We start from the raw sequence: 15,366 nt of genomic DNA, 5'->3' as shown, positions 1-15,366 counted from the left end.
AATATGCACACATGCGTGTGCGCGCGTGCGCACGCGGAAGCCGCAGAGTATAGAGAGCCCTCAGATGACAAAGACTTTGGTAATCGCAGAAAAGCCGTCGGTGGCCCAGGACATCGTCCGGGCCCTCACGCCGGTGGCCGGCAAGTTCGACAAACATGACGAGCATTTCGAGAACGACACCTATGTCGTGACCAGCGCCGTGGGCCACCTGGTCGAGATCCAGGCCCCGGAGGAATTCGACGTCAAGCGCGGCAAGTGGAGCTTCGCCAACCTGCCGGTGATTCCGCCGCACTTCGACCTCAAGCCGGTCGACAAGACCAAGACGCGCCTGAACGCCGTGGTCAAGCAGGCCAAGCGCAAGGACGTGACGCAGCTCATCAACGCCTGTGACGCGGGCCGCGAGGGCGAACTGATCTTCCGCCTCATCGAGCAGTACGCCGGCGGCAAGAGCCCGCTGGGCAAGCCGGTGAAGCGCCTGTGGCTGCAGTCGATGACGCCGCAGGCGATCCGCGACGGCTTCGATGCGCTGCGCACCGAAAAGCAGATGCAGGGCCTGGCCGACGCCGCGCGCTCGCGCTCCGAGGCCGACTGGCTCGTGGGCATCAACGGCACGCGCGCCATGACCGCATTCAATTCGCGCGACGGCGGCTTCTTCCTCACGACCGTGGGTCGCGTGCAGACGCCCACGCTGTCGGTGGTGGTGGAGCGCGAGGAGCAGATCCGCAAGTTCGTCTCGCGCGAGTACTGGGAAATCCACGGCAGCTTCGCGGCCGAGGCCGGTCAGTACCCCGGCAAGTGGTTCAACCCCGACTGGAAGAAAGCCAACGCGCCGCTGTTGGCCAACGGCGAGCCCGATGCCGAGCAGCGCGCCGACCGCGTGTGGTCCGAGCAGGAAGCCCGCGCCATCGCCGACGCCTCGCGCGGCAAGCCCGCCACCGTCACCGAAGAGAGCAAGCCCACCACGCAGGCCTCGCCGGCGCTGTTCGACCTGACCTCGCTGCAGCGCGAGGCCAACGGCCGCTTCGGCTTCAGCGCCAAGACCACGCTCGCGCTCGCGCAGAGCCTGTACGAACGCCACAAGGCGCTGACCTACCCGCGTACCGATTCGCGCGCGCTGCCCGAAGACTATCTGCCCGTCGTCAAGCAGACCATGGAGATGCTGGCCCACAGCGGCATGAAGCACCTGGCGCCGTTCGCGCAGCAGGCGGTCGACGGCAACTACGTCAAGCCCAACAAGCGCATCTTCGACAACGCCAAGGTGTCGGATCACTTCGCCATCATCCCGACGCTGCAGGCCCCGAGCGGCCTGAGCGAGGCCGAGCAGAAGCTGTACGACTTCGTGGTGCGCCGCTTCCTGTCGGTGTTCTTCCCGAGCGCCGAGCACCAGGTGACCACCCGCATCAGCACGGTGGAGCAGGGCGGCAAGAAGTACCCCTTCCGCACCGACGGCAAGGTGCTGGTGAAGCCGGGCTGGCTCGCCATCTACGGCAAGGAAGCCCAGGACGACGAGAAGGAAGACGACAAGGACGGCAAGCGCCTCGTGCCGGTGAAGCCGGGCGAGATCGTCAACACCGAGTCGGCCGACCTCAAGGGCCTGAAGACGCGCCCGCCCGCGCGCTACTCGGAAGCCACGCTGCTGGGCGCCATGGAAGGCGCCGGCAAGACCATCGACGACGACGAGCTGCGCGAGGCCATGCAGGAAAAGGGCCTGGGCACGCCAGCCACGCGCGCGGCCACCATCGAAGGGCTGATCGCCGAGAAGTACATGCTGCGCGAAGGCCGCGAGCTCATCCCGACCGCCAAGGCCTTCCAGCTCATGACGCTGCTGCGCGGCCTGGGCGTGGAAGAACTCTCGAAGGCCGAGCTCACGGGCGAGTGGGAGTACAAGCTCGCGCAGATGGAGAAGGGCGCGCTGAGCCGCGACGCCTTCATGCGCGAGATCGCCGAGATGACGGAGCACATCGTCAAGAAGGCCAAGGAGTACGACCGCGACACCGTGCCGGGCGACTACGCCACGCTCGCCACGCCCTGCCCGAACTGCGGTGGCGTGGTGAAGGAAAACTACCGCCGCTACGGCTGCACCGGCAAGAGCGGCACGGGCGAAGATGCCTGCGGCTTCTCGTTCGGCAAGTCGCCGGCCGGGCGCACCTTCGAGGTGGTCGAGGCCGAGGCGTTGGTGCGCGACAAGCACATCGGCCCGCTCGACGGCTTCCGCTCCAAGGCGGGCTGGCCCTTCACCGCCGAGATCATCCTCAAGTACGACGAGGAAGAAGCGAAGAACTGGAAGCTCGAATTCGACTTCGGCGACGACAAGAACGCCGAGAGCGGCGAGATCGTCGACTTCAGCCAGCAGGACACCGTGGGCCCGTGCCCGGTGTGCGGCGCGCCGGTGTTCGATCACGGCAGCAATTACGTCTGCGAGAAGTCGGTGCCGACGAACGACCAGCCGACCCCGAGCTGCACCTTCAAGACCGGCAAGATCATCCTGCAGCAACCGGTGGAGCGCGACCAGATGGAAAAGCTGCTCGCCACCGGCAAGACCGACCTGCTCGACAAGTTCGTGTCGATGCGCACGCGCCGCGCCTTCAAGGCCTTCCTCACGTGGAACGCCGAAGAAGGCAAGGTGACCTTCGAATTCGCGCCGCGCGAAGGCGGCAGCAAGTTCCCGCCGCGCAAGACCTTCGGCAAGCCGGCCGCGAAGACCGCGGCGGCCAAGAAGGTCGCGGCGAAGAAGACGCCCGCCGCCAAGAAGGCTCCGGCCGAGAAGAAGGCGGCCAAGCCGCGCAAGCCGGGCGCGGGCCTCAAGCCCAGCGACTCGCTGGCCGCGGTGATCGGCGCCGAACCGGTGGCGCGCACCGAGGTCATCAAGAAGCTGTGGGACTACATCAAGGCCAACGGCCTGCAGGACGCGACCAACAAGCGCGCGATCAACGCCGACGCCAAGCTCAAACCCGTGTTCGGCAAGGACCAGGTGACGATGTTCGAACTCGCGGGCATCGTGGGCAAGCACCTCTCGGCGCCCGACGCGGCCTGACGACGCATGCAGCGCAGACACCTCGCCGCCCTGTGCGCCGCCGCGCTGCTGGGCGGTGCGGGCCTGGCCCAGGCCGCCGCGTGGCCTGACAAGCCCGTCAAGCTGGTCGTGCCTTTCCCACCCGGACAGGCCACCGACATCTTTGCCCGCGCGCTCGCCGAACAGCTCGGCAAGCGGCTGGGCCAGCCCGTGATCGTCGACAACAAGGCGGGCGCGGGCAGCAACATCGGCACCGAGTTCGTGGTGCGCGCGCCGCCCGACGGCTACACGCTCGTGGTGGCGGGCAGCGCGATGGCGGTGAACCAGACGCTCTACGCCAAGCCGGGCTTCGACCCGCGCCGCGACCTGGTCGGCATCTCGCTGATCGCGAAGGTGCCGCTGGTGTTCCTGGCCACGCCCGAGAGCGGCATCCGCACGCTGGCCGAGCTCACGGCGCGCGCCAAGGCCGAGCCCGGCAAGCTGAGCTACGCGAGCGCCGGCATCGGCGGCACGCAGCACCTGTCGGGCGAGATGTACAAGTCGGCGGCGCATGTGTTCATCACGCACATTCCGTACCGGGGCAGCGGGCCGGCGCAGGCGGATTTCCTGGGCAACCAGGTGCCGCTGATGGTCGACTCGGTGACGGCCGCGCTGCCGCACATCAAGGCGGGCAAGGCGGTGGCGCTGGCGGTGACCTCGGCCACGCGCTCGTCGCAACTGCCCGAGGTGCCTGCCGTGCGCGAGACCGGCGTGGCCGGCACGAAGAACTTCGAGGCCGTCGGCTGGCTCGGCCTGATGGCCCCGCGCGGCACGCCGCCCGAGATCGTGGCGCGGCTGAACCACGAAGTGACCGACATCCTCAAGAGCGAGCAGATGGCGCGCTTCATCCGCGACCGGGGCTCCGAGCCGGCGCCGACGAGCGGCGCCGAGTTCGACCGCTTCGTGGCGAGCGAGATCGGGCTCTGGGGTGCGGCGGTGAAGGCGTCGGGCGCGAAGCCCGAGTAACTTCTCAGGCCGGCGCAGCCAGCGGCAGCGCCGTCGCTTCCCCGCTGCGGTCGACCTCGGCCAGCAGCCAGTGGCGGAAATGGTCCAGCGTGGCCAGCTGGCCGCGCCCTTCGGGGTAGCAGAACCAGTAGCCCTCGCTGCCCCGGTAACCGCCGTCGGGCAGCGGCTCTTCCACCAGCCCCGACGTGATTTCGTCCTGCACCAAGCAGCGCGGCACCAGCGCCACGCCCATGCCGGCCATGACGGCGCGGATCATGGTCTGGAACTGGTCGAACTGCAGCCCGGCCAGCGGGTCGAGCCCGCGCACGCCGTGCGCCTCGCTCCAGTGCAGCCACGACTGCGGCACGCTCACATGGCGCAGCAGGGTGCAGCGCGCCACGTCCTGCGGCGTGCGGATGGCGGCCTCGGCCTGCGCGGCGCGCGGGGCGATGAGCGCCACGTCCTGCCCCGCGAGGTAGTGCGAGCGCGCACCGGGCCAGTGGCCGTCGCCGAACAGGATGGCGCAGTCGAGCTCGGGCCGCTCGAAGTCGTAGCCGTGCACGAAGGGCACGAAATGCAGCGTGATCTGCGGGTGGCGCTGCTGGAAGTCGGGCAGGCGCGGAATCAGCCACTTGGCGCCGAAGGTGGGCAGGGTCGACAGGTGCAGCGCACCGCCGCCGTCGCCGCTGGTGATGAGCTCCAGCGTGGCCGCCTCCAGCTGCGCCAGCAGGGCGCGCACCGCCTTCTCGTAGCGCTCGCCGGCCGGCGTGAGCGCCAGGCGCTTGCGGCTGCGCTCGAACAGCGGTGCGCCGATCCAGCGCTCGAGCTCCTGCACCTGCTTGCTCACCGCGCCCTGCGTGAGGTGCAGCGCCTCGGCCGCGCGCGACACGCCGCCGAAGCGCACCACGGTGGAGAAGGCGCGCAGCAGGTTCAGGGGCGGGTTGAGGCGTCGCAGCGGCATGGGGGAGCCCATCAAGTCATTCCAGATTGGAATGATATCGGGTATATCCTTTGCTTCAGGTGAGCTGCAGCTTTGCACATTCACTCATCGTTCCATTGGAAGAACCCTCATGCAACGTCGTCATTTCCTCTCCACCCTGGCTGCTGTTTCTTTCGCCCCAGGAATATCCTTTGCCCAAGGCAAGCCCATCCGCCTGGTCGTGCCTTTCCCGCCCGGCGGCGCCACCGACATCACGGCCCGCGTGCTCTCCGAGCCCCTGGCCAAGATCCTCCAGCAGCCCGTGGTGATCGACAACCGCGCCGGCGCGGGCGGCTCCATCGGCATGGCCGAGCTGGCGCGCGCCACGCCCGACGGCCTGAGCTTCGGCGTGGCCACGCTGTCCACGCACGGCGTGAACCCGGCCGTGTACCAGAAGCTGCCCTACGACCCGATCAAGGGCTTCACCGCCGTGACCGAGCTGGTGAAGGCGCCGGGCGTGATCGTCATCAACCCGGCCGTGCTGCCGGTCGGCAGCTTCGCGGAACTCGTGAAGTACCTGAAGGCCAACCCGGGCAAGGTGTCGTACGCCTCGCCGGGCAACGGCACCATCGGCCACATGTGGGGCGAGCTGTTCAAGAGCAGCACCGGAACCTCGATGGTGCACATCCCCTACCGCGGTGCGGGCCCGGCCATCAACGACGTGCTCGCGGGCCAGGTGCCGGTGTACTTCGACCAGGTGGCCTCGTCGCTGCCGCACGTGAAGGCCGGCAAGCTGAAGGCGCTGGCCGTGTCCTGGAGCGGCCGCCTCGACGTGCTGCCCGAAGTGCCGACCTACGGCGAACTGGGCTACGCGGCCAGCAACGACCCCTCGTGGTTCGGCATGATCGCGCCCGCCGGCACGCCGCCCGAGCTGGTGCTGCGCATGCAGCAGGCCGTGGCCACGGCGCTGAAGGACCCCGCGGTGCGCGAGCGCCTCGCGCTGCAGGGGCTGTACGCCTCGGGCACCACGCCGGCCGAGTTCACGAAGCAGATCGCGAGCGAGATCGAGAAGATGAAGAAGGTGGCCGCCTTCGCGCGCATCCGATTGGACTGACCGACACCGCCTATGCATCCAGTCCTGAAACTGATTCAAACCCGCGCCCAGGTGACCAGCGTCGCCGGGCACACCCCGCTGGTGCTGGACTCGCCGCACAGCGGCACCGTCTACCCCGAGGACTTCCGGCCCGTGTGCGAGCTCGCCACGCTGCGCCGGGCCGAGGACACCCACGTCGAGAAGCTCTACGCCTTCGCGAGCGACATGGGCGCCGCCTGGATCGAGGCGCACTTTCCGCGCAGCTACCTCGACGCCAACCGCGACATGACCGAGGTCGACACCACGATGCTCGACGGCCCGTGGACCGACCCGGTGTCGACCGACCCGCGCGTGCTGTCGAAAGTGCGCCTGGGCAAGGGCCTGATCTGGAAGCTCACCGACGAGGGCCTGCCGATCTACGACCGGCCGCTCACGGTGGCCGAGGTGCGCCAGCGCATCGACCAGTGCTGGCGCCCGTACCACGCGGCGGTGGCGCAGGCCATCGACGACGCCCATGCGCGGCACGGCTACAGCATCCACATCAACTGCCACTCGATGCCGGCCATTGCGGGCAGCCACGCGACCGACTTCCCGGGGCTGGCGCACGCCGACTTCGTGATCGGCGACCGCGACGGCAGCACGGCCGACCCGGCGCTATCGCACAAGTTGTGCGAACACCTGCGCGCGCGCGGCTACAGCGTGGACTACAACCACCCGTACAAGGGCGTGGAGCTGGTGCGCCGCCACGGCGACCCGGCAGCGAACCGGCACAGCATCCAGGTCGAGATCAACCGCAAGCTCTACATGGACGAGGCCACGCTGGCGCTCGACGAAGCCGGCGCGGCGCGGCTGCAGGCCGACCTGCGCACGATGGTCGAGATGCTGCTAGCGACCGACCCGCGCGTTGCAGGCTGAACACCGCAGCCCCTGCGGGGGCTGGTGTCTTTGTTACAGGGCGGCCGGGGGCCCCGGCCTATAGTGGGACGTCCTTAGTTTTCTGGAGTCCTGCCGTGAAGTCGATCCTTGCCGCCCTCGCCGTCCTTGCGACCGGTCTGCTGGTCTCGGGCTGCGCCGGCACCGCGCCGTCGCCGTCTTCGTCCTCCTCCACGTCTTCATCGGGCAGCGGCGTGACGGTGTTCGGCACCATCGACGCCGGCGTCAGCGGCACGACGAACAAGTCGTCGCGCTGAGCCAGAGCCTCAGGCGACCGTCGCCAGGTAGCCCCGCAGCGCATCGCGCAACTGGCGTGACAGCGTCTGCAGGTCGGGCCGCCCGCCCGTGCCGATGTGGGTGTGCGCGACCAGGCCGTAGATGATGGTCTGGCACACGCGCGCCGCTTCCTTCTTCTGCGGACCGTCGGCCCCCACGTCGCCCGCCGCGTCGAGCACGCCCACCCATTCGGCCACGAAGCGGTCGTACATCTTGCGGTAGGCCTCGGGGCTGGAGAGGTGGCGCTCCAGCAGGTAGTGCGCGCCCCAGGCCACGGGCTGCGCGCGGTGTGCGTCGAGCTGCGCATCGATCACCCCATCGACGATCTCGCGCCACGGCCGGCCTTCGTTCGCGGCCACGACCGCACGCATGTCCAGCAGCAGCGCCTTGGAGCGCAGGTGCAGGCACACGCGCGCCAGGTCTTCCTTGTTCTCGAAGTATTCGTAGAAGCTGCCCAGGCCCGTGCCCGCCACGGCCACGATCTCGCGGATCGTGATGGCGGCGTAGCCCTTCTCGACCAAAAGCCGAACAAAGGCTTCCTGCAAGGCCTGCGAGGTGTGGCGCGCGCGGGACTGGCGCGGCTTCCTCCTCGGGGCGGCGGCGGGTGCACGGGCGCCGGTCATGGCCGCCGAACCCGAACACCTCGCGGGCGGGTTGTTCCTAGAATTTTTGATCCCATCGAAAGGCATTCTGCAATGACCCCGCCCGACCGCGCCCCCGAGACAACGCCCCCCGCCGTCTACACCGGCGAGGGCGACACGTGGCAGCCCGACGCGCTCTCGCGCGGCCCCTGGGACCCGCGCGCGCAGCACGGCGGCGCGCCTGCCGCCTTGCTCGCCCACATCGCCGAACGCGCGGCGCCCGGCCCCGGCTGGCAGCTGGCGCGGCTCACGCTCGAGCTGGTGAAGCCGGTGCCGGTGGCGCCGCTGGTCACGCGCACGCAGTCGCAGGCCTCGCGCGCCACGGTGCGCGTGGGCATCGACCTGCTCGCGGGCGACACGGTGGTGGCCCGCGCGCACGCGCTGCTGCTGAAGACATCGCCGCTGACCTTGCCGGCGAACCTGCCCGCGGGCGACGCGCCGCGCGAACTGCGCCCGCTGCCCGAAGACTGCACCGAGCGCCTGCGCATTCCCGGCCTGCCCGACGGCCTCTCGTTCCACCAGACCGCAGTCGAATCGCGCCTGGCCCAAGGCGACATCGCGCAACCCGGCGCGGGCGCCGCGTGGTTCCGGCTGGCGGTGCCGCTGGTGCATGGCGTGACCACCTCGCCCGCGATGCGCGCGGCGGCGGCGGCCGACTTCGGCAACGGGCTGAGCTGGGTGCTGTCGCCCGCCGACTTCCTGTTCTCGAACGCCGACCTGAGCCTGAACCTGTTTCGCGTGCCCGAGGGCGAGTGGATCGGCCTGCGCGCCAGCACCGAGATGCACGCCGGCGGCGCGGGCCTCACGGTGTCCCACCTGTACGACACGCGCGGCCTCATCGGCCTTGCGACCCAGACGCTGGTGGTGCGCGAACGCGCCGCCGCAGCCTGAACACGCCCCTCTTTCACCGATTCACGGAGACAACGCCATGACCATTCCCGGCATCCACCCCGACAACCAGGTCCCCGAGCTCAAGGACTACAACGTCTACACCAGCGACCCCGCCCTGCGCGGCGCGGTGGGGCGCGGCGGCGCCGCCTGGCGCGACGACGAGCTGGTGCGCCAGGGCGCCGAGTACGGCGCCGAGGCCACGCTGCGCGCCGCCGAGGACGCCAACCGCCACGAACCCGAGCTGCACACCCACTCGCGCACCGGCACGCGCATCGACAGCGTGCAGTTCCACCCCGCGTGGCACACCATGATGTCGATCGCGCGGCGCAACGGCATCGCCAACCTGCCGTTCTTCGACGAGCGGCCCTCGGCCTGGGTGGGCTACGGCGCCTCGCTGTACATGCACAGCCAGATCGAGTCGGGCTCGACCTGCCCGACCACCATGACCAAGGCCTGCATCCCCGTGATGCGCCGCAACGCCGCGCTGTACGCCGACCTGCGCGACAAGCTCGCCTCCCACGTGCACGATGCGCGCGACATCCCGCTCGAAGGCAAGACCTCGATGACCGTCGGCATGGGCATGACCGAGAAGCAGGGCGGCAGCGACGTGCGCACCAACACCACGCGCGCCGTGCCGGCCGGCAGCGGACCGTGGGGCGAAGAGTTCCTCATCACCGGCCACAAGTGGTTCTTCTCGGCGCCGATGTGCGACGGCCACCTGGTGCTGGCCAAGACCGACGAGCACGGCTCGTCGTGCTTCTTCGTGCCGCGCTGGCGGCCCGACGGCAGCAAGAACGCGATCCACATCCAGCGCCTGAAGGACAAGGTCGGCAACCGCTCCAACTCCAGCAGCGAGGTCGAGTTCAAGGAGGCCTGGGGCGTGCTCGTGGGCGACGAGGGCCGCGGCATCCCGACCATCATCGAGATGGCCACCGTGACGCGGCTGGACTGCGCGCTCGCCAGCGCCGGCTTCATGCGCCAGGGCTTCGCGCAGGCGCTGCACTACACGCGCAACCGCTTCGCCTTCGGCAAGGCGCTGGTCGACCAGCCGGTGATGACCGAGCTGCTGGCCGACATGGCGCTGGAAACCGAAAGCGCCACGCTGCTGGCGATGGAGCTGGCCTCGCGCTTCGGCTCGCCCGCGCCGCTGGACACGGCCTGGCGCCGGCTGCTCACGCCCGCCGCCAAGTTCTGGAACTGCAAGCGCGCGGTGGCGCTCACCGGCGAGGCGATGGAGGTGTTCGGCGGCAACGGCTACGTGGAAGACGGCCCGATGGGCCGGCTGTTCCGCGAGGCGCCCGTCAACTCGATCTGGGAAGGCTCGGGCAACGTGATGTGCCTCGATGTGCTGCGCGCCGTGTCGCGCAACCCCGACGACGCGCACCTCGTGCTCGACCACCTGCAGGAAGTGACCGCCGGCGAAACCCGCCTGCAGGCCGAGGTGCTGGCCCTGCGCCAGATGGTGCAGCTGGCGCCGCAGGACCTGGAACGCCAGGCGCGCCGCTTCACGCAGCGGCTGGTGCGCGCGGCGCAGGCCGGCCTGATGCTGCAGCACGCGAGCCCGCTCGCGGCGGCGGCCTTCGTGTCGAGCCGCTTCGATCCCGACTGGGGCCCGGTGACCGGCATCAGCGCCGGCACCAGCGACCCTGCGGCGCTGGTGCGCGCTGCCTGGCACTGAGCACGGAGCCGACACGGATGGATTTCGTTTCCCTGCTCGACCAGCACGCCCGCACCCAGCCTGACCACGAATGCCTGCGCGCCGCAGGCCGTGCCTGGACTTACGCCGAGTTCGCCGACCTCTCGCGCCGCGCCGCCACCGTGCTGCGCGACCAGGGCGTGGGCCCCGGCGACAAGGTGGCGCTGCTGTGCTTCAACACGGTCGGCTTCGTCGCCGCGATGTTCGGCGCCTGGCGCCTCGGCGCGGCCGTGGTGCCGGTCAACCACAAGCTGCAGGCGCCGGAGATCGACTACGTGCTGGCCCATGCCGGCGTGCGCCTGTGCGTGGCCGACGGCACGCTCGCCACGCAGGTCGCCGCGCGCATCGCGCACCGCTGCGACTGGCTCGCGACCGACAGCGCCGCCGACGGCCTGCCGATGTTCGACGACCTGATGGCGCAGGCCGCGCCGCTGGGCGACGACGCCCCGGCGCCCGGCACCGACACGCTGGCCCAGGTGCTCTACACCTCGGGCACCACGGGCAAGCCCAAGGGCTGCCTGCACAGCCACCGCAACGTCTTCATGGCGGCGGTGTGCACGGCGGCGGGCATGTCGCTCACGCGCAATGAGCGCACGCTGGTCGCGATGCCGGTGTGGCATTCGTCGCCGCTCAACAACTGGCTGCTGGGCACGCTGCTCATGGGCGGCACCGTGGTGCTGCTGCGCGAGTACGCGCCCAAGGCCTTTCTCGACACGCTGGCCGAAGAACGCATCACCTTCACCTTCGGCGCGCCCATCGCCTTTTTGGCGCCGCTGTCGGTGGTGCCCGATGTGCAACGCTACGACTTCAGCGCGATGCGCCTGTGGGCCTACGGCGGCGGCCCGCTCGGTGCCGACATGGCGCGCAAGCTGGCCGACAGCTACCGCAGCGACCGCTTCGTGCAGGTCTACGGCATGACCGAATCGGGCCCGCTGGGCACCGTGCTCTACCCGGAAGACGCGATCGCCAAGGCCGGCTCGATCGGCCGCGCGGGCGTGCCCGGCGTGGCCATCGAGGTGCGCCACCCCGACGGCCGGCGCTGCGGCGCGGGCGAGGTCGGCGAGATCCACCTGCGTTCGCCGGCCGCGATGCAGGGCTACCTCGACAACCCGCAGGCGAGCGCCGAGGCCTTCGACGCGCAAGGCTGGTACCGCACGGGCGACCTCGCGCGGGTGGACGAGGACGGCTTCCTGTTCATCGTCGACCGGTTGCGCGACATGATCATCACGGGCGGCGAGAACGTCTATTCGAAGGAAGTGGAAGACGCGCTGGGCGCCCACCCCGACGTGCAAGACGTGGCCGTCATCGGCCGTCCGCACCCCGAGTGGGGCGAGACCGTGACGGCGGTGCTGGTGGCGCGCGGCGGGCGCGCGCTCGAGGCGCGCGAGCTGGTGCGTTTTCTCGAAGATCGGCTGGCGCGCTACAAGATTCCGCGCATCTTCGAAGTGCGCGAGAGCCTGCCGCGCACGGCGACGGGCAAGCTGCTCAAGCACCTGTTGCGCGACGCGGCCTGACGCGCAGCGGCGCTTCGCTCAGCGCCGCAATAACGCCTGCCGCAGCAACCGGGACGCCCGGTTGCGAATGCGCCCCTGCATCTCGCGCATGCTCGTGCGCGGCGCCACGCGGGCGGTGGCGCAGGCCCATAAGAAGTCGTGCAGGATCGGCGTGTCGTCCACCGTTTCGGTGCTGCCGTACTTGTGGAACTCCGGGTGCCACTGGGTCGCCGCGATGTAGCCGCGCCCCTTCTCGGGCCGGCGGCGGATGGCCTCGGGCACGCGGTCGGGCAAGCTCCAGGCCTCGACCTCGAAGCCCGGCGCGAGCCCCTTGATGCCCTGGTGGTGGATGCTGTTGACGCGCGCCGTGCGCACCTCGGGGAACAGCTTCGACAGGCGCGTGCCTTCGACGATCTCGATCTGGTGGAAGTTCTGGTCGTAGGTCACCGGGTCGCGGTGGCGCACCGTCTCGGGGTGGCCGTGCTGCTCCTCGATGTCCTGGTAGAGCGTGCCGCCGAAGGCCACGTTGATCAGCTGCAGGCCGCGGCACACGCCGAAGATCGGCTTGCCGGCCTGCTCGAAGGCTTCCACCAGCGCCAGGTCGTACAGGTCGCGGATCTGGTCGCCGATCCAGGCGTCTTTGAGGGGCTCCTCGCCGTAGCTGCCGGGCCAGACGTCGGCGCCGCCGTGCATCACCACGCCGTCGAGCCACTCGGCGTAGTGCGAGAGCTTGGTGTCGCCGCGCGCCGTCGCGCCCGTGGGGCAGGGCACCATCACCACCATCGCGCCGGCCGACATGAGCCAGTGGGCGATCGATTGTTCGACGTACTGCAGCGTCTTGTTCGTGAAAAGCGAGCGGGCCGGGTCGGCGTGCGAGAAGCAGGCGGACAAGCCGATCTTGAGCCGGGCGGCGACAGGCTGAGACATGTCGATGGGTTCCCTGTGGACAAAGTTCATTGTGCGCCCATCGAACTTCGGTCGTGTGTCAGCCGAACCCCCGAAGTATGCTGTGCGGCGCATCAGGAGACACGCATGAAGACGATCAAGGGGCCGGGCATTTTCCTGGCCCAGTTCGCGGGCGACACGGCCCCGTTCCACTCGCTCGACGCCATCGCCGGATGGGCCGCGGGCCTCGGCTACCAGGGCGTGCAGATCCCCAGCTGGGACACGCGCCTCATCGACCTGAAGCGCGCCGCCGAGAGCAAGACCTACTGCGACGAGATCAAGGGCCTGCTCGCGGGCCACGGCCTGGAGATCACCGAGCTCTCGACCCACCTGCAGGGCCAGCTGGTCGCGGTGCACCCGGCCTACGACGCGGGCTTCGACGGCTTTGCGGCGCCCGAGGTGCGCGGCAACCCCGTCGCGCGCCAGCAGTGGGCGGTGCAGCAGCTGCACCACGCGGCCAAGGCCTCGGCCAACCTCGGGCTCACGGCGCACGCGACCTTCTCCGGCGCGCTGGCCTGGCCGTACCTGTATTCGTGGCCGCCGCGCCCGGCCGGCCTCATCGAGGAGGCCTTCGACGAGCTGGCGCGCCGCTGGCGCCCGATCCTCGATGCCTTCGATGCCGTGGGCGTCGACGTGGGCTACGAAATCCATCCCGGCGAAGACCTGCACGACGGCGTGAGCTACGAGATGTTCCTGGAGCGCGTGGGCAACCACCCGCGCGCCTGCCTGCTGTACGACCCGAGCCACTTCGTGCTGCAGCAGCTCGATTACCTGGCCTACATCGACCATTACCACGAGCGCATCAAGCTCTTCCACGTGAAGGACGCCGAGTTCAACCCGACCGGCAAGCAGGGCGTGTACGGCGGCTTCCAGAGCTGGATCAACCGCGCGGGGCGCTTTCGTTCGCTGGGCGACGGGCAGGTCGACTTCAAGGCCATCTTCTCGAAGATGGCGCAGTACGACTTCCCGGGCTGGGCGGTGCTCGAATGGGAGTGCTGCATCAAGCACCCGGAAGACGGCGCGCGCGAAGGCGCCACCTTCATCCGCGACCACATCATCCGCGTGGCCGACCGCGCCTTCGACGACTTCGCGGCCGGCGGGGCGGACGTGGCGGCGAACCGGCGGATGCTCGGGATCTAACTCACCGCCCGGATCGCGTCGTCGAGGATTTCGAGGCCGCGATCGATTTCCTCCGGCTTCACGTTCAGCGGCGGCGCGATGCGCCACACGGCCGCCATGCCGCCGACGGCCACGATGTTCATGCTCAGGCCGCGCGCCATGCAGGCGTCGGTGATGGCCCGGCCGCGCTCGGCGTCGGGTTCGCGGGTCTCGCGGTCTTTCACCAGTTCCACGCCCTGCAGCAGGCCGTGGCCGCGCACGTCGCCGATCACCTCGTGTCGCGCCTTCAGCGTGGCCAGGCCCCGGCTCAGCCGTTCGCCCATGGCGGCGGCGCGCCGGTTGAGCCCTTCTTCCTCGAGCACGTCGAGCACCGCCAGACCGACCTCGGCCGGCAGTGGGTCGGACACGTGCGAGGTGACGTGCACGAAGCCCTTCTCATGGCAATCCTGTTCGATCGCTTCGCTCGTGACCGTGGCGCCGATCGCCAGGCCGCCGCCCAGCGTCTTCGAGACGGTGAGGAAGTCGGGCACCACGCCCGCCTGCTCGAACGCGAAGTTGCTGCCCAGGCGGCCGAAGGCGGTCTGCGCTTCGTCGAGGATCAGCAGCATGCCGCGCTCGCGGCACTTGGCCTGCAGCTTCGGGAAGTAGCCGGCGGGCGGCACGATCACGCCGCCCGAGCTCAGCACCGGCTCGGCGATGAAGGCCGCGAGCGAGCCGTTGGACTGCGCGTCGACCATGTCGAAGCCGACATCGAGGCAGGTGGTGTCGCAGGCGTCGCGGCAATGGCGGATGGGGCAGCGGTAGCAGTTCGGCGCGGGGATCGACATGGTGCCGGGCTTGCGCGGCCCGTAGTCCACGTGGTGCCGGCCGGCGAAGGTGAGCGCGGCCATGCCGCCGTTCACGCCGTGCCAGCCGCCGTTCAGGCCCACGATCTCGTAACGGCCGGTGGCCACGCGGGCCATGCGCGCGGCGGCCTCGTTGGCCTCGCCGCCGGTCGACAGGAACAGCGATTTCGACAGCGACGGCGGCAGCATCGCCGCCAGCCGCCCGGCCAGCGCCGGCACGGCCGGCCCGACGAAGCCGCTGTACAGGTGCAGCGCGCCCTCGCAGGCCTTCTCGATGGCCGCGACGATGCGCGGGTGGTTGTGGCCGATGGTGGCGCACATCTGGCCCGAGGTGAAGTCGAGGATCTCGCGCCCGCTTGCGTCCCACAGCGTGGCGCCGCGCGCCTTGACGATGACATGCGGGCTCAGCCCCATGCCGTAGCGCACGAGGTGCTTGCTGACCACGGGGTCGTAGGTTGCGCCTTCGGCCATCGGATGCTCCTTGTTCGTCGGGGGAGCCCCAGCGTAGCCATCGGCCG

General features: G+C 69.9%; 13 protein-coding genes. 9 read left to right on the top strand and 4 right to left on the bottom strand.

The annotated features are described in order from the left end of the window. Positions 1-64 precede the first annotated feature (64 nt). Both AC07OH_RS25370 and AC07OH_RS25365 read left to right on the top strand, forming a co-directional pair. Positions 65-3,034 (top strand): DNA topoisomerase III, encoded by a 2,970-nt coding sequence (locus AC07OH_RS25370; RefSeq protein WP_495302561.1) that lies wholly within the window; start codon positions 65-67, stop codon positions 3,032-3,034. Positions 3,035-3,040: 6 nt separating this feature from the next. Then, positions 3,041-4,018 (top strand): tripartite tricarboxylate transporter substrate binding protein, encoded by a 978-nt coding sequence (locus tag AC07OH_RS25365; protein ID WP_495302560.1) that lies wholly within the window; start codon positions 3,041-3,043, stop codon positions 4,016-4,018. 4 nt (positions 4,019-4,022) lie between these two features. Here the strand turns inward: AC07OH_RS25365 and AC07OH_RS25360 are convergent, their stop codons facing one another. Next, complete coding sequence (locus AC07OH_RS25360) at positions 4,023-4,958, bottom strand: LysR substrate-binding domain-containing protein (protein WP_495302656.1); 936 nt, start codon at positions 4,956-4,958, stop codon at positions 4,023-4,025. A gap of 109 nt (positions 4,959-5,067) precedes the next feature. Here AC07OH_RS25360 and AC07OH_RS25355 point away from each other — a divergent pair, with 109 nt between their 5' ends. From AC07OH_RS25355 to AC07OH_RS25345, 3 genes are all read left to right on the top strand, one after another. Next, positions 5,068-6,030: a tripartite tricarboxylate transporter substrate binding protein BugE gene (locus AC07OH_RS25355; RefSeq protein WP_495302559.1), complete on the top strand. Its 963-nt coding sequence runs from the start codon at positions 5,068-5,070 to the stop codon at positions 6,028-6,030. Between the two features lie 12 nt (positions 6,031-6,042). After that, complete coding sequence (locus AC07OH_RS25350) at positions 6,043-6,924, top strand: N-formylglutamate amidohydrolase (protein WP_495302558.1); 882 nt, start codon at positions 6,043-6,045, stop codon at positions 6,922-6,924. Positions 6,925-7,019: 95 nt separating this feature from the next. Then, positions 7,020-7,199 (top strand): hypothetical protein, encoded by a 180-nt coding sequence (locus AC07OH_RS25345; RefSeq protein ID WP_062480395.1) that lies wholly within the window; start codon positions 7,020-7,022, stop codon positions 7,197-7,199. Between the two features lie 9 nt (positions 7,200-7,208). Here AC07OH_RS25345 and AC07OH_RS25340 read toward each other — a convergent pair whose 3' ends face one another. Next, entirely contained in the window at positions 7,209-7,841 is a 633-nt protein-coding gene (locus AC07OH_RS25340; protein ID WP_070063304.1) for a TetR/AcrR family transcriptional regulator, read from the bottom strand. Between the two features lie 72 nt (positions 7,842-7,913). Here AC07OH_RS25340 and AC07OH_RS25335 point away from each other — a divergent pair, with 72 nt between their 5' ends. From AC07OH_RS25335 to AC07OH_RS25325, 3 genes are read left to right on the top strand one after another with little or no spacing between them, the layout of a single operon-like run. Then, a complete protein-coding gene (locus tag AC07OH_RS25335; protein ID WP_495302557.1) occupies positions 7,914-8,750 on the top strand; it encodes a thioesterase family protein in 837 nt (278 codons plus the stop codon). 37 nt (positions 8,751-8,787) lie between these two features. Beyond that, the gene (locus tag AC07OH_RS25330) at positions 8,788-10,428 is read left to right on the top strand and encodes an acyl-CoA dehydrogenase family protein (protein ID WP_495302556.1); all 1,641 of its coding nucleotides are present in this window, start codon (positions 8,788-8,790) and stop codon (positions 10,426-10,428) included. A gap of 17 nt (positions 10,429-10,445) precedes the next feature. Next, entirely contained in the window at positions 10,446-11,960 is a 1,515-nt protein-coding gene (locus AC07OH_RS25325; RefSeq protein ID WP_495302555.1) for a class I adenylate-forming enzyme family protein, read from the top strand. An 18-nt stretch (positions 11,961-11,978) separates the two neighbouring features. Here the strand turns inward: AC07OH_RS25325 and AC07OH_RS25320 are convergent, their stop codons facing one another. Beyond that, a complete protein-coding gene (locus AC07OH_RS25320; protein WP_495302554.1) occupies positions 11,979-12,866 on the bottom strand; it encodes a gamma-glutamyl-gamma-aminobutyrate hydrolase family protein in 888 nt (295 codons plus the stop codon). Between the two features lie 105 nt (positions 12,867-12,971). Here AC07OH_RS25320 and AC07OH_RS25315 point away from each other — a divergent pair, with 105 nt between their 5' ends. Next, complete coding sequence (locus AC07OH_RS25315; protein ID WP_495302553.1) at positions 12,972-14,024, top strand: sugar phosphate isomerase/epimerase family protein; 1,053 nt, start codon at positions 12,972-12,974, stop codon at positions 14,022-14,024. On the opposite strand, the gene AC07OH_RS25310 is transcribed toward AC07OH_RS25315, so the two are convergent. Then, complete coding sequence (locus tag AC07OH_RS25310; protein WP_495302552.1) at positions 14,021-15,319, bottom strand: aspartate aminotransferase family protein; 1,299 nt, start codon at positions 15,317-15,319, stop codon at positions 14,021-14,023. The two genes, AC07OH_RS25315 and AC07OH_RS25310, sit on opposite strands and share 4 nt — an antisense overlap. Positions 15,320-15,366: the final 47 nt, after the last annotated feature.

The organism is Variovorax sp. GW821-FHT10C12 (genome assembly GCF_059415405.1).
This window is presented reverse-complemented; position numbering and strand designations above follow the sequence as displayed.

Bases quoted from the DNA above. Each gene is read 5' to 3' on its own strand.
- AC07OH_RS25370 (WP_495302561.1), top strand. From the start codon at position 65: ATGACAAAGACTTTGGTAATCGCAGAAAAGCCGTCGGTGGCCCAGGAC.
- AC07OH_RS25355 (WP_495302559.1), top strand. From the start codon at position 5,068: ATGCAACGTCGTCATTTCCTCTCCACCCTGGCTGCTGTTTCTTTCGCC.
- AC07OH_RS25320 (WP_495302554.1), bottom strand. From the start codon at position 12,866: ATGTCTCAGCCTGTCGCCGCCCGGCTCAAGATCGGCTTGTCCGCCTGC.
- AC07OH_RS25330 (WP_495302556.1), top strand. From the start codon at position 8,788: ATGACCATTCCCGGCATCCACCCCGACAACCAGGTCCCCGAGCTCAAG.
- AC07OH_RS25365 (WP_495302560.1), top strand. From the start codon at position 3,041: ATGCAGCGCAGACACCTCGCCGCCCTGTGCGCCGCCGCGCTGCTGGGC.
- AC07OH_RS25315 (WP_495302553.1), top strand. From the start codon at position 12,972: ATGAAGACGATCAAGGGGCCGGGCATTTTCCTGGCCCAGTTCGCGGGC.
- AC07OH_RS25340 (WP_070063304.1), bottom strand. From the start codon at position 7,841: ATGACCGGCGCCCGTGCACCCGCCGCCGCCCCGAGGAGGAAGCCGCGC.
- AC07OH_RS25335 (WP_495302557.1), top strand. From the start codon at position 7,914: ATGACCCCGCCCGACCGCGCCCCCGAGACAACGCCCCCCGCCGTCTAC.
- AC07OH_RS25310 (WP_495302552.1), bottom strand. From the start codon at position 15,319: ATGGCCGAAGGCGCAACCTACGACCCCGTGGTCAGCAAGCACCTCGTG.
- AC07OH_RS25350 (WP_495302558.1), top strand. From the start codon at position 6,043: ATGCATCCAGTCCTGAAACTGATTCAAACCCGCGCCCAGGTGACCAGC.
- AC07OH_RS25360 (WP_495302656.1), bottom strand. From the start codon at position 4,958: ATGCCGCTGCGACGCCTCAACCCGCCCCTGAACCTGCTGCGCGCCTTC.
- AC07OH_RS25325 (WP_495302555.1), top strand. From the start codon at position 10,446: ATGGATTTCGTTTCCCTGCTCGACCAGCACGCCCGCACCCAGCCTGAC.